Consider the following 24,398-nt stretch of genomic DNA (forward strand, 5'->3'; position numbering starts at 1 on the left):
CGCTAGCCGCCCTCGTTGCCCTTGCCGTTCCCGGGAGGGCTCTTCTCCCCGCGCTGTGCGGCTTCCCTGGCCTTGTCCTCGGCCTTGCGCTGCTGCTCGGCGGCCTTCTGGGCTGCTTTCTCGGCGGCCGGGCCTCCACTGTTCTCCCGTGCGCCCTGACCGGGGGCGTCCTCGCCACTCGGATCGTCGCTGCCGGCATCGTCGCCCGTGACGTCGTCGTCGGCATCCGTCTCGTCAGGCTCGGTCTCTTCGGGCTCCGTGCCGTCAGGCTCGGTCTCTTCGGGCTCCGTGCCGTCAGGGACCGTGCCGTCGTCGGGGTCCGGAGCAGGAGCGGGCAGGGCCGGGGGTTCGTCGGCGGGAGCGGGCTGCGCCTCAGTGGGCACAGGCTGCGCGGGCGCTGGAACGTCATCCGGGACCACCTGCGTCGAGGTGTCCGACGGCGCTTCGGCCGGCGCCTCGGTCGGTTCCCCCGGAGTCACGACGGGGACCTGTCCCGCGTCGAGCGAGGCGATCAGGGCGTCGATACGCGTGCTGATCACGGCAGCACGGTCCTCGGTGACGCTGCCATCGGTCCGGGCGCCGTCCACGCGGTCCTTCAGCCGCTGAGCCAGGACGACGGCGCCGTCGGCGTCACCGGCGGCGGCCGACGTGGCGATGGCTCGGACCTCCGCCTGGAAGTCCCCGGCCGTGCCGGCGTCCAGGGCCTCGTTCCCACAGGCGGTGAGGAGAAGCGCCGCGCCGACCAGGAGGGGCAGCATCTGCCTGCGGAGGGCGGTCATGGCTGCACGCTGTCGTAGAGTTCCTGCAATTTCTCGCCTGTCTCGCCGGGGACTACCGGCAGGGGTTCGATCCCGGATCCCGGCTCGGGAGCGGTCGTGATGGTGAAGGCCCACAGGGCGGCCGTCAGAAGCCCGATGACGAGCAGCGTGACCAGCCACGGGAGCACGTGCCGCCGGCGTCCGGAGGGACGGGCTCCGGCCGGCTGCCGCCGTGGGGCGGTAGGACCCCGGTCCGCCGGGTGGGGAACTGTCGCTGACACGCCCCGGGGGCCGGACACCGCGATAGCGGGAGCAACGGGCTCGACCATCGGGCCGGGCACCGTGTCAGCCGCAGTCCGAGTAGCCGCCGTGGATGTGGCCGCCGTGCGGGCCGCGGTGTCCGACGCCGTAGGGGGTGCCGCACCCCCGGTCCCCGCCGTTCGGGACGCCACGCCACCGAAGGCTGCCGTGTCCGATGCCGCCGCGGCTGAGCGCGGCGTGGCGCCGCCCGGAGGCATCGTCGTCGTGCGTGCCACACCGGCGGGCAGCATGACCGTGGCCGCGTTCGCGCGATCGTTCTGCGGGCCCATGGCTATCAGGGCCCGGACCACGCGGCCGGCGTCGGGCCGGTCGGCCGGCTCGTCGAGCATCATGGACACCAGGAGCGCCGAGAGGGCGGGGCCGGCCGAGTGCGGGATGGACGGGCTGCGGTGCAGACGCGCCAGGGCGGCTTCGACGCCGGTTCCGGGGAAGGCCCGCTCCCCCGTCAGGGCCTCGATCAGCACGAGGCCGAGGGAATAGATGTCCGAGGGCTGGCCCACGCCGTCGCCCCGTGTCTGTTCGGGACTGAAGTACGCGGCACTGCCGATCACCTGCCCCGTGGCGGTCATCCGGCTGCCGTCGAAGAAACGGGCGATGCCGAAGTCGGTGAGCAGGAAGCGGAAGACGCCGCTGTCCGCCTCCGCCTGCCGGGTCAGGACGTTCGAGGGTTTCAGGTCACGGTGCACGATCCCGCGGCCGTGGATGTACTGGAGGGTGCGGGCGAGGTCGAGCGCCAGGAGGCGGACGTCCTCGCTGTCGAGCGGACCGCCGGAGCGCAGCAGTACGCCCAGATCGGGTCCGTCGACGAGTTCCATGACCAGGTAGGCGTTGTCCCCGGTGTCGTCGCCGCTGTCCATGTCCAGGACGCGGACCAGGCCTGGGTGGTCGAGCCCGGCGAGCATCCGCGCTTCCGCGGACCCCCGTTCGATGCCGTCGGCGATGCCCGGCCGGAAGAGCTTGACGGCCACGTCCCGCTCGAGCCTCGTGTCCCGGGCCGAGAAGACCTCCGCCATCCCGCCGGTGCCGACCCGCTTCCCGAGGGCGTACCGCCCGGCCAGTGCCTGCTGCTCCAATGCCACCCGCTTCCACTACCCCGCTGTGCGGCTTCCGGGCACGCGCGATCCGCGCACGTCCGGCGATTTGATAAGCCGACTTTCCATCCAGTGTACGTGGCGTGCCGGGCCCGGGGGGGAAGGGGTGTCGTCGTGCGCGCGGTCGGGCCGGCGCGACGCGACATGCTGCCGATCCGGACCACGGCGCGGGCGATGCCCTGCGCGAGCCCATAGACGGCCTTTCCGATAAGGGCGCTACGACTGCTGCCCTGGGCAATGTGGACGGGTTGGACGCCGGATGGCAGCCGCTGGGTTACCTCTTCCACGATGGGCGCATCGCCGAGGACATCATCGCCGAATGGACGACCAGCCACTCGGACCCGTTCCATCTGGAGCTCACCGGACCGGCCGGTGGAACTCTCATCCGGCGTGCAGCTTCCGGGGCGGATCCGCTCGAGAACGACGCCATCGACGCCTGCCGCATCCTCTCCGGCCGGGGAACCGCCGTGGGAGTGCTGCGACACCCGCTGCCGCTCTGAGAGCGCACAGGCCGACGGCGCCGCACCCGGATGGGTGCGGCGCCGTCGGACGCGGTTCCGGGAGGACCGGTGTGATCAGGCCACGTTGTTCTCGTAGTCGCGGTCGCGGGTCTCCCGCGAGAACCAGAGCGCGATGAAGGTGGCGACGGCGGCCACGCTCAGGTAGGCGCCGACCAGCACGGTGCTTCCGTCCGCGGCCTGCCACAGCGCAACGGCGATGAAGGAGGCCGGGGCGGCTCCGATCATGCTCGACACGTTGTAGGCGACCGCCGAGCCCGTGTAGCGGACGTTGGCGGGGAAGAGCTCGGGCAGCACCGCGGCCATGGGGCCGAAGGTGAGTCCCATGAGGATGAAGCCGATGATCAGCAGCGCCATGGCACCCACGGTCCCCGCGCCGAACAGGGGTGCCCACAGGAGCCCGAAGACCGCGATGCCCACGGTGGTCGCGAGGAGCATCTTGCGGCGACCGAAGCGCTCGGCCAGCGGGCCGGAGACGAGCGTGAAGATACCGAAGAACACGACGCCGAGGATCAGCATCCAGAGGAAGTCGGTGCGGTCCATACCCAGGCCGGGCACGAACGCCGAGGCCTGCGCGTCGGTGAACTCCTTGCCGGTGGCTTCCGCCCTGGCCCGCGCCTGCTCCACGCTCGACGGCGCGGTCCCGTACGTCAGGGTGAAGGCGGTCATGAAGTAGAAGAGCACGTAGGTCGCGAACATGATGAACGTGCCGAGGATCAGGGCACGCCAGTGCAGGCGGAACGTGGTGCCGAGCGGCACCTTCACGACCTTGCCCTCGCTCTGGACCTTCTGGAAGGACGCGCTCTCGATGAGCTTGAGCCGCACGTAGAGGCCGATGATCACCATGACCGCGCTCAGCAGGAACGGCACGCGCCAGCCCCACTCGAGGAAGTCCTCCGGGCTGAGGACTGTGCTCAGCAGGACGAACAGGAGGTTGGCCAGGATGAAGCCGATGGGTGCGCCGAGCTGCGGGAACGTCCCGTAGATGGCCCGCTTGCCCTCGGGGGCGTTCTCGGTGGCCAGGAGGGCCGCGCCGCTCCACTCGCCACCCAGCGCGAGGCCCTGGAGGAAGCGAAGCACCACGAGCAGCAGCGGGGCGAGGAACACCCATCCGTCATTGGTCGCCGCCGGTAGCAGGCCGATGAGGAAGGTCGCGATGCCCATGGTGAGCAGTGAGGCCACGAGGGTGGCCTTGCGGCCGATCTTGTCACCGAAGTGGCCGAAGACGACGGAGCCCAGGGGCCGGGCGACGAACGCGACGCCGAAGACGGCGAAGGAGCTGAGCAGCTGGTTCGCGGAGGTCTGGTTCGGGAAGAACAGGGCGGGGAACACCAGGACGGCGGCCGTGGCGTAGATGTAGAAGTCGTAGAACTCGATCGTCGTTCCGATGAGGCTGGCGAAGATCACCTTGCCCCGCGAGTTCAGCGGCTTGGTGGTTCCGCCGGCACTGGCGGACGTGGAGGAGGTCATGGGCGTCGGCTTTCTTGAAACGAGGCGCCTCCGCGGGAGCCCGGAGCTCCCGCGGCACGGCGTCCGTGCAACAGATGAATGCCAACATCTGACCACCGGCGTCCATCAGGTGGATAAGCCTGTCCACCATCTGGACACCGGGAACCCGATCCCCGGCCGGACCCGAGGGTCAGATGTGCACGTGCAGGCGGCGTGCCGCCTCGGAGATGGAACCCGTCAGCGACGGGTACACGGTGAACGTGTTGGCGACGTCGTCCACGTGCAGCTTCTTCGTCACCGCGAGCGCCAGGGGGAAGATGAGTTCGGACGCGCGGGGGCCGACGACAACTCCCCCGATGACCGTGCCGGAGCCCTTGCGGGAGATCACCTTCACGAAGCCGTCCTTGACGTTCATCATCTTGGCCCGCGCGTTGGTGTGCAAGGAGAGCTTGACGATGTCCCCCTGGTACCGGCCGGACTCGATGTCCTCCTCCGTCACGCCCACGGTGGCGATCTCCGGCGAGGTGAAGATGTTCGAGGCGACCTGCTTGAGCTTGATGGGGCTCACGGAATCCCCCATGAGGTGGGCGATGGCGATCCGGCCCTGCATCGCCGCCACCGAGGCGAGCGCGAAGACCCCCGTGCAGTCGCCGGCCGCGTACACGTTGGGCGCCGTGGTGCGGGAGACGCCGTCCACGGTGATGTGCCCGGACTCGTTGACGGCGACGCCGGCCTCCTCGAGGCCGATGCCGCCGGTGTTGGGGACGGCGCCGACCGCGACGAGGCAGTGGCTGCCCTCCACCGTCCGGCCGTCCGCCAGGCGCACGAGGACGCCGTCGTCCGTGCGGTCCACCGCCTCGGCGCGGGACTTGGACAGGACGGTCATGCCGCGGTCCTTGAACACGCCCTCGAGAACCTCGGCGGCGTCGGCGTCCTCGCCCGGCAGCACGCGGTCCCGGCTGGAGATGAGGGTGACCTTGGAGCCCAGCCCGTTGTAGGCGCTGGCGAACTCCGCCCCGGTGACGCCGGACCCGACGACGATCAGGTGGTCCGGGATCTCCCGGAGGTTGTAGAGCTGCGTCCAGTTGAAGATGCGTTCGCCGTCGGGCATGGCGCTCGGCAGCTCGCGCGGCGTGGCACCGACCGCGAGGAGCACGGCGTCGGCCTCGACGATGCTCGTCTCTCCCCCGGACCGGACCTCGAGGCGGTGGTCGTCGAGCAGCTTCCCCGTACCGATGATGACGCGCACGCCGAGGCGCTCCAGAGTGGCGCGGATGTCGGAGGACTGCTCGACGGCGAGCTTGAGGAGCCGCTGGTTGACCTTGTCCAGGTCCGCGTAGACCTTGCTGTCCTCGGAGAACCGGACGCCGAGTCCGCTCGCGTCCGTGAAGCGCGTCATGGTGTCCGCCGTCGCGATGAGGGTCTTGGACGGCACGACGTCCGTGAGGACCGCCGACCCGCCGAGGCCCTGGCGCTCCACGACGGTGACGTTCGCGCCGAGCGACGCGGCGACCAGCGCCGCTTCGTAGCCGCCGGGGCCGCCGCCCAGGATCGCGAGACGCAGTGAACTGAAATCGAGTTGGTTGGTCACCGCCCCATCATCGCGCATGCCACTGACGCGCGGGAAATAGAGGGTAAGTTGTAGCGGTGACTTCTGATCCCTTTGACCTGGCCCGCGACGCTGCCGGCCACATCGCCCGCGCCACCGGCATCGACCGGCATGACACCGCGCTCGTCCTCGGCTCCGGCTGGGGGGAGGCCGCCGAGCTCATCGGCGAGACCACCCACACCCTCGATGCCGCGGACATCCCCGGCTTCTCGGCCCCCGCCGTCGTCGGCCACACCGGCACCATCCGCTCCGTCCTCACGCCGGCCGGCAAGCGCGCGCTGGTCCTCGGCGCCCGCACCCATTTCTACGAGGGCAAGGGCGTGCGGGCCGTGGTGCACGGCGTCCGCACCGCGGCCGCGACGGGCGCGACGACGATGATCCTCACCAACGGCTGCGGCGGCCTGCAGGAGCACTGGAAGCCGGGCACGCCGGTCCTGATCAGCGACCACATCAACCTGACGGCATCCTCGCCGCTCGAGGGTGCGACCTTCGTGGACCTCACGGACCTGTACTCCCCGCGGTTGCGCGACCTCGCCCGCCAGGTGGACCCCACCCTCGAGGAGGGCGTGTACGCGCAGTTCACCGGACCCCACTACGAGACGCCGGCCGAGGTCCGGTACGCCAAGCGCATCGGCGCCGACCTCGTGGGCATGTCCACGGCGCTCGAGGCCATCGCGGCCCGGCACGCCGGCATGGAGGTCTTCGGCCTCTCGCTCGTGACGAACCTCGCGGCCGGGATCAGCCCCGTCCCGCTCAGCCACACCGAGGTCCTCGAGGCCGGCCAGGCGGCCGGGCCCCGCATCTCCCGCCTGCTCGCCGACATCGTCGCCGCACTCTAGCCGCACCCCGGCCCGGCGCCGCCACCGCAGCACCGCCGCCGCTCCCCCGCCTTCGATCCACCCACGTAAGGGACCCGCATGACCACCCCCGCCCTGGACACCCTCCTCGCCGTCGCCGACGCCTGGGCGGCCACCGACCCGGATCCGCGGACGGCGGAGGAGCTCAGGACCCTGACCGGACTCGTGCGGTCCGGCGACGCCGCCGCGGAGCAGGAGCTGCAGGACAGCTTCTCGGGTCCGCTCCTGTTCGGCACCGCCGGGCTGCGGGCGGCCCTCGGTGCGGGCCCCAACCGCATGAACCGCGTGGTGGTCCGTCGGGCCGCCGCGGGGGTCGCCGCCCATGCGCTGGACCTCGCGGCCGGAGCCTACGCGCCCCGCGCCGTCGTCGGCTTCGATGCCCGCCACAACTCGCGCATCTTCGCCGAGGAGACCGCGGCCATCCTCATCGCCGCCGGGATCGAGACGTTCCTCATGCCCCGCGAGCTGCCGACGCCGGTGCTCGCCTACGCCATCCGTGTCCTCGGGTGCGAGGTGGGCATCATGGTCACCGCGAGCCACAACCCGCCGCAGGACAACGGGTACAAGGTCTACCTCGGCGGGCGCGCCGTGGAGGAGGACGCCCGCGGCGTCCAGATCGTGGCCCCGCACGACGCCGGGATCGCCGCCCGCATCGACGCCGTCCGGGACATCCCGCTCGCGGCCTCCGGCTGGACGGTCCTCCCGGACGCCATCGAGACCGACTACGTGGACGCCGTCGCAGCCCTCGCCGATCCGGCCCTGACGGAGCGGGACCTGAAGATCGTCCTCACGCCGCTGCACGGGGTGGGCGGCCGGACCGCCCGGGCGGTACTGGCGGCCGCCGGGTTCGACGACGTCACCGTCGTCGAACGCCAGGCCGAGCCGGACCCCGACTTCCCCACCGTCGCGTTCCCCAATCCCGAGGAACCCGGCGCCCTGGACCTCGCCCTCGAGACCGCGGCGCAGGTCGGTGCGGACCTCGTGATCGCCAACGACCCCGACGCCGACCGCGTGGCCCTCGCGGCACGCGAACCCTCCACCGGTGCGTGGCGCATGCTGCGCGGCGACGAGGTGGGCACGCTGCTCGGCCTGCACCTGGCGGCCCGCTTCGCAAGGGGGACGGCCGCCGACGGGGCCGCCGGCGCCGCCCGGACCCGGGTCTTCGCGAACTCGATCGTCTCCTCCCGCCTGCTCGGCAGGATCGCCGCGGCCTCGGGCATCGATCACGAGCAGACCCTGACCGGCTTCAAGTGGATCGCCCGCGTCCATGACCTCTCCTTCGGGTACGAGGAGGCCCTCGGCTACTGCGTGGCCCCGGAGCTGGTGCGGGACAAGGACGGCATCTCCGCCGGGCTGCTGCTCGCCGAACTCGCCGCCGCGACCAAGGCCGCCGGCCGCACCCTCTTCGACCTGCTCGACGACGCCTTCCTGGTGCACGGCCTGCACGCCGCGGACCAGCTCTCGGTCCGCGTGGAGAGCCTCGGCCTGCTCGGCGCCATGATGGGCCGGCTCCGGGAGAACCCGCCGTCGTCCTTCGCCGGCTCCGCCGTCGGCGTCGCCGAGGACCTCGCCCGGGGTTCGGCGCACCTGCCGCCCACCGACGGGCTCCTCTACCTCACGCAGGACCGGACGCGCGTCATCATCCGGCCCAGCGGCACGGAGCCGAAGCTCAAGTGCTACCTCGAGGTGGTGGAGCCGGTCGGGTCCGCGAGCGGCCTCGGGGACGCGAAGGAGACCGCCCGCGTGCGCCTCGAGGCGGTCAAGCACGACGTCGCCGGGGCCCTCGGCCTCTGACCCCTGGCCCGGACGGCAGGAAAGACCGGTCCTGGGCGCGGATCCCGGCCGTTCCTGCCCCCGCGGCGGCGGGCTCGACGGTGCGGACATGGAAAGATGGGGAGCATGCCTAACGACGTCTCCCTCGCCTCCTACATCGACCACACCCTGCTGAAGCCCGAGGCAGACCGTGAGCAGATCCTCACCGTCTGCCGCGAGGCGGTCGAGTACTCGTTCAAGTCCGTCTGCGTGAACCCCGTCTGGGTCAGCACCGTGCGCACGGCGGTGAAGGACACCGGTGTCCTCACCTGCTCCGTCATCGGGTTCCCCCTCGGCGCCACCACCACCGAGGTCAAGGTCTTCGAGGCGCAGGGCGCAGTGGCCGACGGCGCCGACGAGATCGACATGGTCATCAACATCGCGGCCGCGCGCGCCGGGGACCGCGACCTCCTCGTCCAGGACATCCTCGCCGTCGCGGAGGCCGTCCACGAGCACGGTGCCATCCTCAAGGTCATCATCGAGACCTCCCTGCTCACGGACGAGCAGAAGGTGCTCGCCTGCGAGGCCGCCGTCGAGGCGGGCGCTGACTTCGTGAAGACGTCCACCGGCTTCAACGGCGGCGGCGCCACGGTCGAGGACGTCGCCCTCATGCGGAAGACCGTGGGCCCGGACCTCGGGGTGAAGGCGTCGGGCGGCGTGCGGTCCCTCGAGGATGCGCGCGCCATGATCGACGCCGGCGCAACGCGTATCGGGGCGAGCTCGGGAGTCGCTATCGTTAAGGGTGAACAGGGCGCATCGGGCTACTGACCACCAGGAGCCCGGCCCGCGGCCCCCGCAGCAGATCCACCAGCACACCCAGCAGTAGACCCGGCACGCACGAACGCAGTCAAGGAGACCCAATGTCACACGAAGCCAACGTCGAGAAGCAGCCCTCCCACGCCGGCGAAGGCCACCTCGTCGAGAACGTCGTGGTGTTCGTGCTCATCTTCGGCGCCTTCCTGCTGGGCATCTACCTGCTCAACTGGCTGACCCTCGACACCGTCTGGCCGATGACCGCCATCGTGGTCCTCGCCTTCCTCGCGTTCTTCATCCCGCAGGGGATCCTGGGCCGCTCGGACACCGGCTACAACCTCGCCGAGGGCAAGCAGACGGACGAGAAGGAGACCTCCGCGGGCGTCAGCTCGTAACGACCGCGCAGATCCACGCATTCCGCGGGAAGGCCGCCCCTCCGGGGCGGCCTTCCCGCGTTTCCCACCCCTTGATCCCGCCCACGCCGGTCCGGGATCCGCCTACGCGGTGAACACCGCGTCGAGCACGTTCTTCGCCCAGTCCAGGATCTCGGCGTCCACGAGGTCCCGGCCGCCGATCCTCGCGGTCTTCGGCTTCGGAACCAGCACCGCGTTGAGCGCAGGCTTCACCGCGGCCCCCGGGTACATCCGCGTGAGGCGCATCTGCTTGGACTCCGGCAGTTCGGCCGGGGCGAACTTGATGAAGTTGCCCTGCAGCGCCACATCCGTGAGGCCCAGGGCCCGGGCGGACACGCGGAAACGCGCCACGGAGATGAGGTTCTCCACGGCCGCCGGCGGCTCCCCGTAGCGGTCCTTGAGTTCGGCGACGACGGCGTCGATCGCCTCGTCCGTGATGGCGGAGGCCAGCTTCCGGTAGGCCTCGAGGCGGAGCCTCTCCCCCGGCACGTAGTCGTGCGGCAGATGCGCGTTGATCGGCAGTTCGATCTTCATCTCCGCCGCCTTCTCCTCCGCCTCGCCGCGGAAGTTCGCGACGGCCTCGCCGACCAGCCGGATGTAGAGGTCGAACCCGACGCCCTGGATGTGCCCGGACTGCTCGCCGCCCAGCATGTTGCCGGCACCGCGGATCTCGAGGTCCTTCATGGCCAGCTGCATGCCCGCGCCGAGTTCGTTGTGGGACGCCACGGCCTTCAGGCGCTCGAGGGCCACCTCGCCGAGCGGCTTCTCCGACGGGTACAGGAAGTAGGCGTAGGCCCGCTCCCGTCCACGGCCCACCCGGCCTCGGAGCTGGTGCAGCTGGGACAGCCCGTAGGAGTCGGCGCGGTCTACGATCAGCGTGTTCGCGTTGGAGATGTCCAGGCCCGTCTCGATGATCGTGGTGCAGACCAGGACGTCGAACCGCTTCTCCCAGAAGTCCACGATGATCTGCTCGAGCCGGGACTCCGTCATCTGGCCGTGGGCGACGGCGACACGCGCCTCGGGCACGAGCTCCCGGAGCTGCGCGGCCGTGCGGTCGATCGACGAGACACGGTTGTGCACGAAGAACACCTGGCCCTCGCGCATGAGTTCGCGCCGGATGGCGGCGGAGGCCTGCTTGTGGGTGTAGGGCCCCACGTAGGTGAGGACCGGGTGGCGCTCCTCCGGGGGCGTGGCGAGCGTGGAGGTCTCGCGGATGCCGGTCAGGGACATCTCGAGCGTGCGCGGGATGGGGGTGGCGCTCATCGCGAGGACGTCCACGTTGGTGCGCATCTTCTTCAGCGCCTCCTTGTGTTCGACGCCGAAGCGCTGCTCCTCGTCCACGATCACGAGCCCGAGGTCCTTGAAGGCGATCTCCTTCGACAGCAGGCGGTGCGTGCCGATGACGACGTCGACCGCCCCCGAGGTGAGGCCCGCCGCCGTCTCACGCGATTCCTTGGCCGTCTGGAACCGTGAGAGCGCGCGCACGCGCACCGGGAAGCCGGAGAACCGCTCCGAGAAGGTCTCGAAGTGCTGCTGCACCAGGAGCGTGGTGGGCACGAGCACCGCCACCTGCTTGCCGTCCTGCACGGCCTTGAACGCGGCGCGGACGGCGATCTCCGTCTTGCCGTAGCCGACGTCGCCGGAGACCAGCCGGTCCATGGGGACCTCGCGCTCCATGTCCGCCTTGACCTCGTTGATGGTGGTCAGCTGGTCGGGCGTCTCGACGTACGGGAACGCCTCCTCCAGCTCGCGCTGCCAGGGGGTGTCGGGACCGAAGGCGTAGCCCTTGGACGCCATGCGGGCGGAGTAGAGCCGGATGAGTTCGCCGGCGATCTCCTTGACGGCCTTGCGGGCCTGGTTCTTGGTCTTGCTCCAGTCGGAGCCGCCCATCTTGCTCAGCGCGGGGGCGTCCCCGCCCACGTAGCGGGTCACCTGGTCCAGCTGGTCCGTGGGCACGAACAGGCGGTCCCCGGGGGCCCCGCGCTTGGACGGCGCGTACTCGAGCACGAGGTACTCGCGCGTGGTCCGGGTGGGCCCCGCTCCGGTGGAGCGCTGCAGCAGCTCGACGAACTTCGCGACGCCGTGCTGCTCGTGCACCACGAAGTCGCCTTCCTTGAGCTGCAGGGGGTCGACGGCGTTGCGGCGCCGCGAGGGCATCTTGCGCATGTCGCGGGTCCCGGAGGCGCTCGTGCGGCCGAGGAGATCGGCCTCGGTGAGCAGCCCCAGCTTGAGCCCGTCCACCACGAAGCCGCGGCCCGCGCACGCCGTCGTGATCTCGATGATGCCCGGTTGCGGCGCGGCGTCGAGGGAGTCGACGCGGCTCGTCGGGATGTCGTTGTCGTGGAAGAGCTCCGCGAGGCGCTGCGCCGGGCCGGGGCCCTCCGTGGCGACGACGACGCGCCACTGGTCGCGGACCCGCCCGCCGATGAAGTCCATCATCTCGGCGACGTCGCCCTGGTAGCCGCGCGGTTCGCGGGCATGCAGCGTGAAGCTGTCGACGTCGGCCAGCTCCTCATCGGCCCCGAAGGACGTGATGCCCCACCAGGCCACCGCGTGGGCGAGCGCCGTGGCCCGCGTGTCGGCGAGGGACCGGAAGCTCGCCTCCTGCAGGTCGGTGCCCAGGGCGCCGCCGAGGTCCAGCGGTGCGGCGCCGCCGTCGGACGCCGTGGACCACGCGGCCGCGAGGAACTCCTCGTTCGTGGCGGCGAGGTCGTGCGCGCGGGTGCGGACCTTCTCCGGCTCGAGGACGACGGCGATCGAGCCGGCCGGCAGTTCACCCATGAACGGCACCATGGCGTCCACGAGCACGGGGGCGAGGGACTCCATGCCCTCGACGGCGATCCCGCCGGCGATCTTCTCCAGCATGGACGCCGCCGCCGGCAGCTCGGACTGCAGCTTCGCGGCCCGGGACATCACCGACGGCGTGATGAGGATCTCGCGGCACGGTGGGGCGTACAGGGCGGTCGGCGGCTCACCCGAGGTGAGGGAGCGCTGGTCGGCGACGGCGAACCAGCGCATCTGGTCCACCTCGTCGCCGAAGAAGTCCACGCGGACCGGGTGGTCCTCGGTGGGCGGGAAGACGTCGATGATGCCGCCGCGGACGGCGAACTCCCCGCGGTGCGTGACCATGTCCACGCGCGCGTACGCGGCGTCGGAGAGGGCACGGACGACGTCGGAGAACGCGACCTCGTCGCCGACCTTCAGCGACACCGGTTCGAGGTCGCCGAGCCCCGCGACGAGCGGCTGCACGACGGCGCGGATGGGCGCGGTGATGACCCGCACGGGGTTCCCCTCCGGGTGGGCCAGCCGACGCAGCACGGACAGGCGCCGGCCCACGGTGTCGGAGCGCGGCGAGAGCCGCTCGTGGGGCAGGGTCTCCCAGCTGGGGAACTCCTCGATGGCGCTCTCCGGCAGGTAGCTGCGCAGCGCGGCCGCCAGGTCCTCCGCCTCCCGACCCGTCGCGGTGATCGCCAGGACCACCGGCTCGGCACTGCCGGCATCTCCCGGGGAGGCCGGGACGGCGTCCAGGCCGTCGACCATCTCGGCGATCAGGGGCGCGCGCATCCCGGCGGGAGCCCCGATCTGCAGGTCGGGGCTCCGCTCCTCGACCGGGCGTGACGCGTTGGTCAGCACGCGCGCATAGGACGCATCCTCGGCGAGCGCTGCGCGCAATCCGTTCAGGCTCATCTGGTGGGACTCCTCGGGCAACGGGGGTGGAGAACGGGGTGACGACAGCACAAAAGCCCGGAAACAAGACGCGTTCCCGGGGATGCTTCCACACTACCAAGCCCCGCCGACGCTCCCCGTGGCGTGTAATCGGCGGCACACCGGGCGAGGCCAGGCCGTAGGATTGCGGGAGACCCCTGACCTGCCGCCCCGCGGCACCACCTGTGCATCCCTCGGAGGAACCATGGCATTGAACGCGTCCACCACGCTCCCCTACGACACCCGGACGGTGCTCGGCGTCTTCACGGACGAGGGCTTCGTGCGCCACATGAGCGAGTACGTCGGCGGCACCCTCGAGTCCCTCACGGTCGACGGCGACACCTCCGGTCCCTTCACCCTGACGGCCGTCCGCACCATGCCCACCGACCGGCTCCCGGACATGGCCCGCAAGTTCGTCGGAGAGACCCTCTCCGTCACGCAGACCGAGCAGTGGAGCGCGCCGTCCGCGGACGGCTCACGCGAGGCGAAGCTCGAGATGACGGTCGCGGGCGTCCCGCTGAACGTCGCCGCCGTCCAGCGCCTGATCACCCAGGGCACGGACACCGTCGTCGACCTGCAGGGCAACGTCACCTCGTCCATCCCGTTCCTCGGGGGCAAGATCGCCGGCGCCGCCGAGCCGATGATCGGCAAGGCGCTGAACGTCCAGGCCGTCGAGGCCCGGAAATGGCTCGCGAACCGCTGACCGCGGCCACGCCACCCGCACCCTCCCCGTCGACCCGAGAGTTCCGCGCACGCCATGCACCTGCCCACGCCCCTCGCCCTCATCCTGATCCTCGCCGGCGTCTGGACGCTCGTCGTCTGGCCGCCGTTCCTGCGGCGCATCCTCAAGGACCCGCGCGCCCGTGACGAGAACGGAGCCGCCACGCGGTTCCTCACCGTGCACATGATGCTCATCTCCACGTCGATGATCCTCGGCGCGGCGACCGCCGTCATCGGCGTCCGCGCCCTGGTCGCCTAGCGGCACCCGCCGCAGCCCGCCCCACCCAGGAGACCCCATGGCCCACGACGAGTCCCCGAAGCCAGCCGGCTCCCACCCGGTGATCCTGCAGCGCTCCAGCTATCCCGAGTACCTGCGCATCTCGGAGATCCTCCGCAAGGAGACCGTCGGCGGCATCCTGCTGCTGATCGCCGCGAGCCTCGCGATCATCTGGGCCAACTCCCCGTTCTCCGACTCCTACTTCGCCATCCGCGATGCCGAGTTCGGCTACGAGCCGTGGCACCTGAAGCTCTCCGTCGGCCAGTGGGCGTCGGACGGTCTCCTGGCGGTGTTCTTCTTCCTCACGGGACTCGAGCTCAAGCGCGAGTTCGTGGCCGGTGACCTCCGGCGGATCAGCCGCGCGATCGTCCCCGTGGCGGCGGCCTTCGGCGGCGTCGTCGTGCCCGCGCTCGTCTACACGGCCGTCAACCTGTCCTCCCCGGACACCCTGCGCGGCTGGGCCATCCCCACCGCGACGGACATCGCCTTCGCGCTGGCCGTGCTCGCGGTGATCAGCTCGCATCTGCCCGGGGCCCTGCGCATCTTCCTGCTGACCCTCGCGGTGGTCGACGACCTCATCGCGATCGCGATCATCGCGTTCTTCTACTCGGAGGACGTCAGCCTCGTCTTCCTGCTGTGGATGCTCCTGCCGCTCGGGCTGTTCGCGCTGCTCGCCCAGCGCCGGCCCAAGTTCTTCGGCAGCACCACGAGCGGCCCGTGGCTGATCCTCCTGCCCCTCGGCATTGCCACCTGGGCCCTGATGCACGCCTCCGGCGTCCACGCGACGGTCGCGGGCGTGCTGCTCGGCTTCTGCGTGCCCGTCCTGCGCAGGTCCGGCGGGAAGAGCGTGCCGCCGCGCCCGGACAAGCCCGGCCTGGCCGAGGTCTTCGAGCACCGCTTCCGTCCGCTCTCCACCGGCTTCGCCGTCCCGGTCTTCGCCTTCTTCTCGGCCGGCGTGGCGATCGGCGGCGCCGCCGGGTTCGCGTCGGCGGTCACCGATCCGGTGTTCATCGGGATCGTGCTCGGCCTCGTCCTCGGCAAGCCCATCGGCGTCCTGCTGACCACGTTCGTCGTCACGAAGCTGACCCGCGCCAACCTCGACCCCGGGCTGAGCTGGTGGGACCTGCTGGGCGTCGGGATCCTCGCCGGTGTGGGCTTCACGGTCTCGCTGCTGGTGAACGATCTGAGCTTCGGCGCGGGCAGCGAGCACGACGACCACGCGAAGGTCGCCATCCTCGCCGCGTCCGTGCTGGCGGCGCTCCTGGCGAGCGTGGTGCTGCGCGCCCGCAACAAGCGCTACCGGCGGATCGACGAGGAGGAGAAGGTGGACTCCGACGCCGACGGCATCCCGGACGTCTTCGAGGAGCGCGGCAACTAGGATCGGTCCATGACGGACACCGGCGGGCCAGGGGAACGGGAGGACCGCCCCGGGGCGGGGCGGTCCCGGAACCGCCGCCGGCGCATCATCCTCAGCGAGCTCGCCCTCACCGTCACCTTCACCCTCGCGGTCGGACTGGGCCTCGCCCAGCGCGACGCCCTCGACTCGACGGCCCTCTTCCTCGCGGGGTGGGCCCTCAATCTCGTGGTCCTGGTGCTGTGCTGCACGCTGCCGTGGTCCAGGATCTCCGGCCGCTGGGTCATCCTGATGCCGCTCCTGGACTTCGTGGCCATCGGCCTGGCCCGGGCTGCCGCGGGCGACGCCCTTTCCGGCGTCGGCCTGCTGGCAGCCTTCCCCGTGGTGTGGATCGCCGCATCCCGGGTGCGGACGGCCGCGGCCGTCGCCATCACCGTCCTCGCCTCCCTGGCGATCATCTGGTTCCCGGTCCTCGCCCAGCCGGGCCCGGTGACCCTCGACACCGTCGTGGACCCGATCCTGTTACCGATCATGCTCACCGGCCTGGCCTGGTTCGTCAGCGAGCTGACGAAGGACAACCGGCGGCGGCAGGCGGCCCTCCAGGCCTCGCAGGCCGCGCTGCGGGACAGCGTGGAGGCCGGGCGGGCACGCGAGAGACTGCTCGGGACCGTGCTGGACACCGTGAGCGTGGGGCTGCTGGCGGTCGACGCCCACGGTCACGACATCCTCATGAACGCCCGGCAGCGGGAGGGCCACGCCGCTGCGGCGCCACCGGGCAACGACGATCCCACCGAGGCCGAGCTGCTGATCTTCGGCGAGGACAGGGTCACGCCCGTCCCGCCGGAACGGCGCCCCGTCCTCCGCGCGGTCGGCGGCGAGGATCTCGACGGCGAACAGGTGTGGGTGGGGACGGGTCGGTCCCAGCGCGCCCTCAGCATCTCCTCGCGGTCCATGCACGACGACGAGGGCGCGTTCACGGGGACCGTCGTGTCCTTCAACGACGTCACCGAGCTGCTGCGCGCCCTGCACGCCAAGGACGATTTCCTCTCCAACGTCTCCCACGAGTTCCGGACGCCCCTGACGTCGATCCTCGGCTACCTGGAGCTCACCGTGGAGCGCCGCGGGAGCCTGCCCGAGGACGTGACCGGCTTCGTCCAGGTGGCGCGGCGCAACGCCCTGCGCCTGGAGCGGCTCGTGGAGGACCTGCTCGCGATCAACGCGGGGACGTTCCAGGTGCACCCCGTCCCCACCGACGTCGGCAGGATCCTGGCGGAGGCGGCGTCGTCGGGCCTGATCCGGGCCACCCGCGCGGGAGTGCAGCTCGTGAACCGTGCGCCGGCGGGCCTGCCGGCCGTGGCCGACCCGGTGCGGCTCGCGCAGGCCGTGGACAACCTGCTCAGCAATGCGGTCAAGTACAACCGGCGCGGCGGCAGCATCACGCTCGACGCCTCCGTCGGCGAGGACGGCCTGACGGTCCGGGTGGAGGACACCGGGATCGGCATCGAGGCCGAGGAGCTGCACCAGGTCTTCGACCGGTTCTTCAGGTCCTCGTCGGTCCGCTCGTCCTCCGTGCCGGGGGTGGGGCTGGGCCTGCTGATCACACGGAGCATCGTGAACGAGCACGGCGGGTCCATCACCGTGACGAGCGAGCCGGGCGTGGGGACCTGCTTCAGCATGACCATCCCCCAGCCGGCGCCCTCGGCTGGTTAGGCGTTGGCCGCCAGGAGGGACTCCTCGAGGGCCACCCACGCGAGCATGGCGCACTTCACCCGGGCCGGGAAGCGGGAGACGCCGGAGAACGCGGCGGCGTCGCCGAGCACCTCTTCGTCCGCCTCGATCCTGCCGCGCGAGCGCATGACCTCGCGGAAGCTGTCCACGAGGCCGATCACCTCGTCCCGCGGCAGCCCCTGCACCAGGTCGGTCAGCACGGAGGCCGAGGCCATGGAGATGGCGCACCCGGCGCCGTCCCAGCTCACAGCGGTCACGGCGCCGTCGGCCACGCCCGCGCGCAGGGTGATCTCGTCGCCGCACACCGGGTTGAGCTGGTGGGACTCGCCCACGCGGCCCACGCCGTCGTGCTCCCGCAGCGGCGAACCGTGCCGCGCCTTGGCGTGGTCGAGGATGATCTGCTGGTACAGCTGTTCGAGGCCCGTGCTCATCGGTGTGCTCCAAAGAAGGGACGGACCAGCGCGACGGCGTCCAAAAAGGCGTCCACCTCGTCCGTCGTCGTATACAGGTAGGTGCTCGCGCGGGTGGTCGCGGTGAGCCCGAGGCGGCGGTGCAGCGGCTGCGCGCAGTGGTGGCCCACGCGCACCGCGATGCCCTTGTCGTCGAGGAACTGCCCCACGTCGTGGGCGTGCACGCCGTCGACGTCGAAGGACGCCAGTCCGATGCGGGGGCGGCCGGCGTCCGGGCCGAGGACGCGGATGCCCTCGATGGCGCCGAGTCCCCGCACGAGGCGCGCGCCCAGCGTCTCCTCCCAGGCCTCGATGCGCTCCATGCCGGTCTCGGCGAGGTAGTTCGCTGCAGCGCCGAGGGCGATGGCCTGGGAGATGCGCTGGGTGCCGGCCTCGAAGCGGTTCGGGGAGGGCAGGTACTCCGCCCGCTCCATCGTCACGGTGGTGATCATCGAGCCGCCCGTCAGGAAGGGCGGCAGGGCGTTGAGCAGTTCGGCGCGGCCGTAGAGCGCCCCGATGCCGGTGGGCCCGAGCATCTTGTGGCCGGAGAACACGAGGAAGTCGACGTCCAGGGCCTTCACGTCCACGGGGAGGTGCGGCACGGACTGGCAGGCGTCCAGCAGGGTGAGGGCACCCACATCCTGCGCGAGCCGCACGAGGCGGGCCACCGGGTTGATGGTGCCGAGGACGTTCGAGGCATGGGAGAAGGCCACGAGCTTCGTGGCGGGCGTGATGACGGCCGCGGCCTCCTCGAGGCGCAGCGTGCCGTCGTCGGCCACGGGGATGAAGCGGAGCTCGGCGCCGGTGCGGGCCGCGAGCTCCTGCCAGGGGATCAGGTTGGCGTGGTGTTCCATCTCCGTGACCACGACCCGGTCCCCGGGGCCGAGGGCGAAGCGGCGCGCCGCCTCTCCCCCGCGCCCGAGGCTCGCGTTGGACATCGCGTAGGCCACGAGGTTGATGCCCTCGGTGGCGTTGGAGGTCCAGACCAGCTCGTCCGTCCGTGCGCCGACGAACCGGGCGACGGCGGCGCGGGCGTCCTCGTAGGCGTCGGTGGCGTCCACGGCGAGCGAGTGGGACCCGCGGTGCACGGCCGCGTTGCGCTGCTCGTAGAACTCCTGCTCCGCCTCCAGCACGCTCACCGGGTTCTGGGAGGTGGCGCCGGAGTCGAGGTAGATGAGCGGCTTGCCGTTGACCTCGGTGCCGAGGATCGGGAAGTCGTTGCGGATGCGGTGCACCTCGGCGTCGGTCAGCACGGCGTCGGACGGGGTGAGCGTGACGGGTGTGTCGACCACGGGCACTTCGGACTCCTCGGATCAGGCGGCCGACGGATCAGCCGGCAGGCCTCACGCCAATTACGCAAGGCTTCTCTGCTGTAATCCTGCCACTCCGGGCGCCCCGGGGCACCCCAGTGGGACCTAAGTTCCCTGCACGAACAGATGCAGGTCCTCGCGCCGGTTGACGCCGAACTTCATGAAGATGCGGTAGAGGTGCCCTTCCACCGTCCGCACGGAGGTTCCGTGGCGGTCGGCGATCTCCCGGTTGCTCAGTCCCTGCAGCACGAGGCTCACCACGGCGATCTCCCGGGGGGTCAGCCGCACGGCGCCGGGGAGCCGGACGGTCTCCGTGGTGGCGGGCCCCTCGAAGCCGACGCTCACCGAGGTGAGCTTCTTCTGGGCGCGGCGCGCGGCGGCGGGCTCGCGGCGCTTCTCGTACAGCTCGCGTGCACGCTCGAAGCATCCGGCAGCCAGGGGCCGATAGCCTGCGGCGAGCGCGGACTCACCGGCCGCGAGCAGCCGCTCGGCGTCCGAGTCCGCACCTGCGGCGGCGAACGCGTGCAGCAGCGCCTGCTCCCTGCCGTCGCAGGACGCTGTGAGCGCGGCGAGGCGGGCGAAGACCGTGCGGTCGCCCAGCACGAGCGCCTGGTCCAGCGCCGTCACGGCGACGAGCGGCAGCCCGGCGGCTTCGGCGTCGTCCGCGAGCCGCACGAGCAGGGGGATGCCCTCGAGGTCCGCCTCGAGGGCCGCCGTGACGGCCACCGCGTAGACCCGGCCCAGCATACGCGTCAGGAGGGTGCCGCCGGAGGCCTCCGGCGTGCACTCCTCCACGAGGAGGGCCGCTTGCCGCTGGTCGCCGGCGAGGAGCGCGGCGTAGGCGGCCAGCCCGGACACCCACGGAAGGACGTGGAGGTGGTCCGTGGTGCGCAGGGCCTGCACCGCCAGGCGGAGACGGGCCTGCGCGATCGGGAAGCGGCCCTCCCGGAGGGCGCGCACGCCGTCGAGGAGGTCGAGCCATCCCGCGACGAAGTGCGTGCGCCGGGCGTCCTGCCGGAGCCGGGCATCGGCGGTGGCGCGTGCGGTATCCCACTCCCCCGCAACGGCAAGGGCGAAGAGCTCGAGGCTCAGGGCGTGGCTGTGGTAGGCCGCCGTGTCCGCGTCCGTGCCGACGAACCCGAGGGCCCTCCGCGCGAGCCGGGCGGCGTCGCCCGGCCTGCCGGCCCCCACGGAGAAGACCGCGAGCGCGAGAAGTGCCGCCAGCCGCGCGGGCTGCGGGGCGGCGCCGTCGTCGGCCACGGCACGGAGCGCCACCGCGTCGAAGGAGGCGTCGTCGAGCGCGAGCGCCGTGATGCTGCGCCCCACCACCGCCACCCGGGCGTCCAGGGTCCCGGGCGCCGTGTCGCGCAGGGACTGCTCCCAGCGGTCGACGTCGCCGCGCATGGCGTCGACGTGCTCGCGTCCGCGCATCCTCACCTCGAGCGCGAGCAGCGTGCCTGCGCGGAGGACGTCAGGCGGGGCGGGGCTTTCGAGGGCGTCAGCGATGAGGTCGAGGGCCTCGTCGAGCAGGCCGTCGTTGACCCGGGCCCAGGCCAGTTCCACGAGGCAGCGGCGCCGGAGTCCCGGCGACCGGATGGCCCGGATCGCCCGGACGGCGAAGCCGCTGTCCGAGGACCGGTTGGCGCTCGTGGCGGCCGCCAGGAGGATCCCGTCGTCGAGCACGACCCCGGCCTCCAGGGCCAGCGTCGCCCGCCGGTGGATCTCCTCGAGATCGCCCGGCGGGGCGGTGGCGCCGGCCAGGATGCGGCGCTGCAGCATCACCCGTCGCGCCGTCGGGATGGACACGCGCAGCGCCTCGGCGTGCAGCGGGTGCTCCACCTCGAACGCGCCGTCGTCCCCCGTCCGGATCCACCCGTCGCCGAGCAGCCGCTGCAGTACCCCGTGGCCGACGTGCTGTCGCGCCTGGTCGCCCGGCAGCCGCCCGCCCACCGCGAGCAGCTCCATCGCCCCCCGCTGCGCAGGGTCGAGCGGGCCGAGCGCTGCGCACACGATGTCCGTGAGGTGCACGCCGAGGGGTGGCAGCTCACGGGCCACCTGCCAGACGCCGGCGGTCTCGGTGATGAACCGACGCGTGACGCCGTCGTGCACGAACAGGCGGACGAACAGGGGGTTGCCCCGCGTCATGTGATCCACGGCGTGGACGAGCCCGGCACTCACGGGCCCGCCGAGGAGCCCGGCGCAGAGGGCCTCGACCTGCTCGAAGGTCAGCGGCTCCACCGGGACGCACCCCACGAGGCCGTCGGCCACCAGTTCGGCGAGGCCCTGCGGCAGGGCGGGCGCGGGGCGGGCGAGGAACAGCGCCCGCGCCCTGCGCATGCCGAGCAGCTGTGCGATCAGCGTCACGGAACTCGCGTCGAGGTCGTGGGCGTCGTCGACGACGAGGAGCGGCAGGTCGTTGCCGGCCTGCGGGATCCCGCCGAGTGCCTGCACCACGCGCCGCAGGACGGCGACGAACTGCACCGTGTCCTCGGGCGGAAGGCCACTGAGCACGGCCGAGAACGCACCGAACGGCACCTCCCGGAGGATGGCGCTGCCGCGGATCCGCAGCACGCGGAGGCCGGGACGCAGGCCGGCGGTGACGGCCGCGGCGAGGGCCGTCTTGCCGATCCCGGCCTCCCCCAGCAGGAGGATGCCGGAGGTCGAGGAGTCGTCGAGCTCCTCGACGAGCCGTGCGTGCTGTGCCTCGCGCCCGATGAGCAGGTGGGGGCCGTCCGGGATGTCGCTCATCGGGTGAACACCGTCGCGAGCTGCTTGCGGCTGGAGACGCCGAGCTTGCCCATGGCCTTCAGGATGTGGCCTTCCACGGTGCGGACGGAGAGGTGGTGGGCGGCGGCGACCTCCTTGTTCGTGGCTCCCTGCGCGGCCATCCGGGCGAACGCGCGCTCCCGCTCGGTGAGGATGCGGCGCGCGCTGGCATTCCGCCGGGGCACGTGCGTGCGCCGGAAGATCTGCTCGGCCCGGATGAAGTCCAGCGGCTCGTCCTCGGTGTCGTGGAGGCGCATGGAGATCAGGGCGGCGGAGCCGGCCAGGTCACGGTATCCGAGGCCGAACGCTGCCTCCGCGGCCTGCAGCAGGACGAAAGGGTCGCGCTCCGCGACGCCGCGCGCCAGGAGTTCACTGGCGCGGGCCAGGGGGGTGTCGATGCCCCGCGCGAGCTCCAGCAGCATCGGGGCCTGGGACTGACGGCCGAGCCGGACGGCGTGCATCCGGAGCGTCAGCTCTGCCCCGGTGTTGCCGGACACCCGCTGCTCACCGGCCAGGACGACGAAGCGGCGGGCGGCCACGTCGCTGTCCTGGACGAGGGCACTGGCGAGGGTCCGGAGGAGACCGATCGTCGAGCGGTGTACCCACGAGAGGTGCACCTCACCGTCCCGGGCGTCCGGACGGGCTCCGTACTCGAGGCCCAGCAGGGCGGAGGCGTATGCGGCGGCGGCGTCCGCGAGCGGCAGCAGGCGGCTCCGGTTGTCGACGCGCAACTGCTCGACCGCGGGCAGGAGCACCCCGAGCGCGGCCTTCCCGTGGCCCAGCGCGGCGAGCGCGGTGCCGGCGAAGGTGTCCGCGACCGAGGGGTCCTGCCACTCCCCCGCGGCGAGGGCGGCACTGCCGGTCAGGAGCAGTGCGTCCTCGAGGTATCCCTCCTGCACCAGTGCCGCGAACCCGTTCTCCTGCAGCAGGCACGCCTCCGCACCCGTGGGCGCCGGCAGGCCGGGACCCCGGAGGCGGGCGAGGGATCTCCTCGCGCCCGGGCCTGTACCCGTGAGGCTGCGGGCGAGAACGAGCCGTGCGGCGGGGTCGAGTGCCGGGGTATCGGAACAGCTCGCGCGCTCCTCCGCCGCAGTGAGGGCCAGGACATCCTGGAAACGCCCCTCGTACGCTGCCGTCTCGACGGCCACCGCGAGGGAACGGGCGACCGCCTGGGCCGGGTCCTGCGGCCCGGCGTCGGACACGATCCGTTCGAGGACGGCACCGGCCTCGCTCGACCGCCGACCATCGACGCGCGCCCGCGCCCGCTCGACGGCCTCGGGGTCGGCGCCCCCGAGCTGCGCGACGGCGAGCAGCGCGAGGCGCGGCTCCCCGGCGTCGACGGCGGCCCGCGTCACGCTTCGGAGATAGGCGTCCGGCAGGAGGATGCTCGCGTCGAGGAACCACCGCAGCAGGTTCAGTCGTGACCGGACCGGCAGGCCGTCGTCGAGCTTCTTCACCTGCTCGACGAACGCAGGCGGAGGACTGCCGGCGAGCGCACGGCGCACGCGGTCGCCGGTGATCCCGTCGATGACGGCGACGGCATGCGGCGCCTCGGGGTCGATGGTGCACACCCCCGCCTCCTCGAGCTCGTCCACCGCTTCGACACCGCAGGACGGCAGGAGTGCGTCGAGTGGTACCGGACCGGCGACGGCGACGACCTCCAGCGCGGCTGCGGCGACGACGGACAGTCCAGCGGCGTCGGGGCCGCTGTCGTTGCCCGGCAGCGCGACGCCATGACCGGCGCGGTCCCAGACCCACGCCTCGTCCGTCCGGACGAGCATGCCGGTGGCGATGCCGCCGCGCACGGCGGCCTGGAGGGACCGGGGATTGCCGCGGGACGCCTTCCACAGCTCGACGGCGGCCGTGCCGGAGAGGGGCGCTCCCAGCAGATCACCGAGAAGGCTGCGCTGCCTCTCGAACGTCAGCGGAGCGATGTCCACGCGGAGGAGGCGGCCCGTTCGCCACAGCTCGAAGAAGCGCGCAGCGGCCGCGCGCGGGCCGTCGCAGGCCACGAGCAGGCGTGCCGCTCCGACTTCCGCGAGGTAGGACAGCACGCGGGTGGAGGGATCATCGAGATGGTGCACCTTGTCCACGACCAGGACCACGGGACCGTTGCTCGCGCGGCTCTGCAGGGCCGACTGGAGGGCCTGCAGCATCGGGAGGAATTCGACGCTCCCGGTCGGATCCACGTCCATCAGCAGCACACTGAGCGCACCATAGGGGGTGGAGGCCATGGCGGCCGAGCCGCGGATGAGGATCACGTGCGACGTGCTGTCCAGCTGCGCCGCGACGACACGGGCGATCGCCGTCTTCCCCACACCCGCCGGGCCGACGATGAGCACGCCGGCCGAGCCGGGCGCGGTCAGGCCGGCGAGCACCTCCGCGGCCTCCTCGGATCGCTCCAGCAAGGGCCAGGTGCCGGCGTAGTCGTCCGTCACGGCGGTCCCCCTTCGTCCATCTCGCGACCCACCTGGCCCCCTAGCCCTGGCCGGCCGGGACATATGACCC

General features: G+C 71.9%; 18 protein-coding genes. 9 read left to right on the top strand and 9 right to left on the bottom strand.

Annotation, left to right across the window (positions count from 1 at the left end):
* Positions 1-2: 2 nt before the first annotated feature.
* Both CXQ92_RS13930 and CXQ92_RS13935 read right to left on the bottom strand, forming a co-directional pair.
* On the bottom strand, positions 3-779 hold the full coding sequence (locus CXQ92_RS13930; protein WP_104168372.1) for a hypothetical protein: 777 nt from the start codon (positions 777-779) through the stop codon (positions 3-5).
* On the bottom strand, positions 776-2,158 hold the full coding sequence (locus CXQ92_RS13935) for a serine/threonine-protein kinase (protein ID WP_146067475.1): 1,383 nt from the start codon (positions 2,156-2,158) through the stop codon (positions 776-778). Before CXQ92_RS13935 ends, CXQ92_RS13930 begins: the two co-directional genes overlap by 4 nt.
* A 260-nt stretch (positions 2,159-2,418) precedes the next feature.
* Between CXQ92_RS13935 and CXQ92_RS13940 the strand changes: the two genes are divergently transcribed.
* Entirely contained in the window at positions 2,419-2,670 is a 252-nt protein-coding gene (locus CXQ92_RS13940) for a hypothetical protein (RefSeq protein ID WP_104168374.1), read from the top strand.
* A 75-nt stretch (positions 2,671-2,745) separates the two neighbouring features.
* On the opposite strand, the gene CXQ92_RS13945 is transcribed toward CXQ92_RS13940, so the two are convergent.
* Together CXQ92_RS13945 and CXQ92_RS13950 are read right to left on the bottom strand one after the other, a co-directional pair.
* On the bottom strand, positions 2,746-4,158 hold the full coding sequence (locus CXQ92_RS13945) for an MFS transporter (RefSeq protein WP_104168375.1): 1,413 nt from the start codon (positions 4,156-4,158) through the stop codon (positions 2,746-2,748).
* A gap of 169 nt (positions 4,159-4,327) precedes the next feature.
* Positions 4,328-5,728 carry an NAD(P)H-quinone dehydrogenase gene (locus CXQ92_RS13950; RefSeq protein ID WP_104168376.1) on the bottom strand — a complete coding sequence of 467 codons (1,401 nt, stop codon included), beginning with the start codon at positions 5,726-5,728 and terminating at the stop codon, positions 4,328-4,330.
* Positions 5,729-5,784: 56 nt separating this feature from the next.
* Here CXQ92_RS13950 and CXQ92_RS13955 point away from each other — a divergent pair, with 56 nt between their 5' ends.
* The 4 genes from CXQ92_RS13955 (at position 5,785) to CXQ92_RS13970 (ending at position 9,563) form a co-directional block, all read left to right on the top strand.
* A complete protein-coding gene (locus tag CXQ92_RS13955; RefSeq protein WP_104168377.1) occupies positions 5,785-6,585 on the top strand; it encodes a purine-nucleoside phosphorylase in 801 nt (266 codons plus the stop codon).
* A gap of 78 nt (positions 6,586-6,663) precedes the next feature.
* Positions 6,664-8,397, top strand: a complete 1,734-nt coding sequence (locus CXQ92_RS13960) for a phospho-sugar mutase (RefSeq protein ID WP_104168378.1) — start codon at positions 6,664-6,666, stop codon at positions 8,395-8,397.
* Between the two features lie 105 nt (positions 8,398-8,502).
* Entirely contained in the window at positions 8,503-9,183 is a 681-nt protein-coding gene (deoC, locus tag CXQ92_RS13965) for a deoxyribose-phosphate aldolase (protein WP_258069954.1), read from the top strand.
* Positions 9,184-9,275: 92 nt separating this feature from the next.
* Entirely contained in the window at positions 9,276-9,563 is a 288-nt protein-coding gene (locus CXQ92_RS13970; protein ID WP_258069955.1) for a hypothetical protein, read from the top strand.
* A 102-nt stretch (positions 9,564-9,665) separates the two neighbouring features.
* On the opposite strand, the gene mfd is transcribed toward CXQ92_RS13970, so the two are convergent.
* Positions 9,666-13,268 (bottom strand): transcription-repair coupling factor, encoded by a 3,603-nt coding sequence (gene mfd, locus CXQ92_RS13975; protein WP_104168380.1) that lies wholly within the window; start codon positions 13,266-13,268, stop codon positions 9,666-9,668.
* A gap of 223 nt (positions 13,269-13,491) precedes the next feature.
* On the opposite strand from mfd, the gene CXQ92_RS13980 reads away from it, so the two are divergent.
* The 4 genes from CXQ92_RS13980 to CXQ92_RS13995 are packed head-to-tail and all read left to right on the top strand — an operon-like array spanning position 13,492 to position 17,347.
* The gene (locus tag CXQ92_RS13980; RefSeq protein WP_104168381.1) at positions 13,492-13,989 is read left to right on the top strand and encodes a DUF2505 domain-containing protein; all 498 of its coding nucleotides are present in this window, start codon (positions 13,492-13,494) and stop codon (positions 13,987-13,989) included.
* A gap of 54 nt (positions 13,990-14,043) precedes the next feature.
* Positions 14,044-14,265 carry an SCO4848 family membrane protein gene (locus CXQ92_RS13985; RefSeq protein ID WP_104168382.1) on the top strand — a complete coding sequence of 74 codons (222 nt, stop codon included), beginning with the start codon at positions 14,044-14,046 and terminating at the stop codon, positions 14,263-14,265.
* A gap of 37 nt (positions 14,266-14,302) precedes the next feature.
* A complete protein-coding gene (gene nhaA, locus CXQ92_RS13990) occupies positions 14,303-15,661 on the top strand; it encodes a Na+/H+ antiporter NhaA (protein ID WP_104168383.1) in 1,359 nt (452 codons plus the stop codon).
* Positions 15,662-15,670: 9 nt separating this feature from the next.
* Complete coding sequence (locus tag CXQ92_RS13995; RefSeq protein WP_104168384.1) at positions 15,671-17,347, top strand: MFS domain-containing histidine kinase; 1,677 nt, start codon at positions 15,671-15,673, stop codon at positions 17,345-17,347.
* Here CXQ92_RS13995 and sufU read toward each other — a convergent pair.
* The 4 genes from sufU to CXQ92_RS14015 form a co-directional block, all read right to left on the bottom strand.
* On the bottom strand, positions 17,344-17,796 hold the full coding sequence (sufU, locus tag CXQ92_RS14000; protein WP_104168385.1) for a Fe-S cluster assembly sulfur transfer protein SufU: 453 nt from the start codon (positions 17,794-17,796) through the stop codon (positions 17,344-17,346). The two genes, CXQ92_RS13995 and sufU, sit on opposite strands and share 4 nt — an antisense overlap.
* Complete coding sequence (locus CXQ92_RS14005; RefSeq protein ID WP_104168386.1) at positions 17,793-19,112, bottom strand: aminotransferase class V-fold PLP-dependent enzyme; 1,320 nt, start codon at positions 19,110-19,112, stop codon at positions 17,793-17,795. Before CXQ92_RS14005 ends, sufU begins: the two co-directional genes overlap by 4 nt.
* Positions 19,113-19,229: 117 nt before the next feature.
* Complete coding sequence (locus CXQ92_RS14010) at positions 19,230-21,872, bottom strand: LuxR C-terminal-related transcriptional regulator (protein WP_104168387.1); 2,643 nt, start codon at positions 21,870-21,872, stop codon at positions 19,230-19,232.
* Positions 21,869-24,328, bottom strand: a complete 2,460-nt coding sequence (locus CXQ92_RS14015) for a LuxR C-terminal-related transcriptional regulator (protein WP_181033675.1) — start codon at positions 24,326-24,328, stop codon at positions 21,869-21,871. Before CXQ92_RS14015 ends, CXQ92_RS14010 begins: the two co-directional genes overlap by 4 nt.
* Between the last annotated feature and the right edge of the window lie 70 nt (positions 24,329-24,398).

Origin of the sequence: Arthrobacter sp. SX1312, assembly GCF_002929295.1 — a bacterium.
Taxonomy (GTDB): domain Bacteria; phylum Actinomycetota; class Actinomycetes; order Actinomycetales; family Micrococcaceae; genus Arthrobacter_D.

Coding starts and splice junctions, on each gene's coding strand:
- nhaA (WP_104168383.1), top strand. CDS start 14,303: ATGGCCCACGACGAGTCCCCGAAGCCAGCCGGCTCCCACCCGGTGATC.
- sufU (WP_104168385.1), bottom strand. CDS start 17,796: ATGAGCACGGGCCTCGAACAGCTGTACCAGCAGATCATCCTCGACCAC.
- mfd (WP_104168380.1), bottom strand. CDS start 13,268: ATGAGCCTGAACGGATTGCGCGCAGCGCTCGCCGAGGATGCGTCCTAT.
- CXQ92_RS13995 (WP_104168384.1), top strand. CDS start 15,671: ATGACGGACACCGGCGGGCCAGGGGAACGGGAGGACCGCCCCGGGGCG.
- CXQ92_RS13985 (WP_104168382.1), top strand. CDS start 14,044: ATGCACCTGCCCACGCCCCTCGCCCTCATCCTGATCCTCGCCGGCGTC.
- CXQ92_RS14010 (WP_104168387.1), bottom strand. CDS start 21,872: ATGAGCGACATCCCGGACGGCCCCCACCTGCTCATCGGGCGCGAGGCA.
- CXQ92_RS13960 (WP_104168378.1), top strand. CDS start 6,664: ATGACCACCCCCGCCCTGGACACCCTCCTCGCCGTCGCCGACGCCTGG.
- CXQ92_RS13945 (WP_104168375.1), bottom strand. CDS start 4,158: ATGACCTCCTCCACGTCCGCCAGTGCCGGCGGAACCACCAAGCCGCTG.
- CXQ92_RS13930 (WP_104168372.1), bottom strand. CDS start 779: ATGACCGCCCTCCGCAGGCAGATGCTGCCCCTCCTGGTCGGCGCGGCG.
- deoC (WP_258069954.1), top strand. CDS start 8,503: ATGCCTAACGACGTCTCCCTCGCCTCCTACATCGACCACACCCTGCTG.
- CXQ92_RS13980 (WP_104168381.1), top strand. CDS start 13,492: ATGGCATTGAACGCGTCCACCACGCTCCCCTACGACACCCGGACGGTG.
- CXQ92_RS13970 (WP_258069955.1), top strand. CDS start 9,276: ATGTCACACGAAGCCAACGTCGAGAAGCAGCCCTCCCACGCCGGCGAA.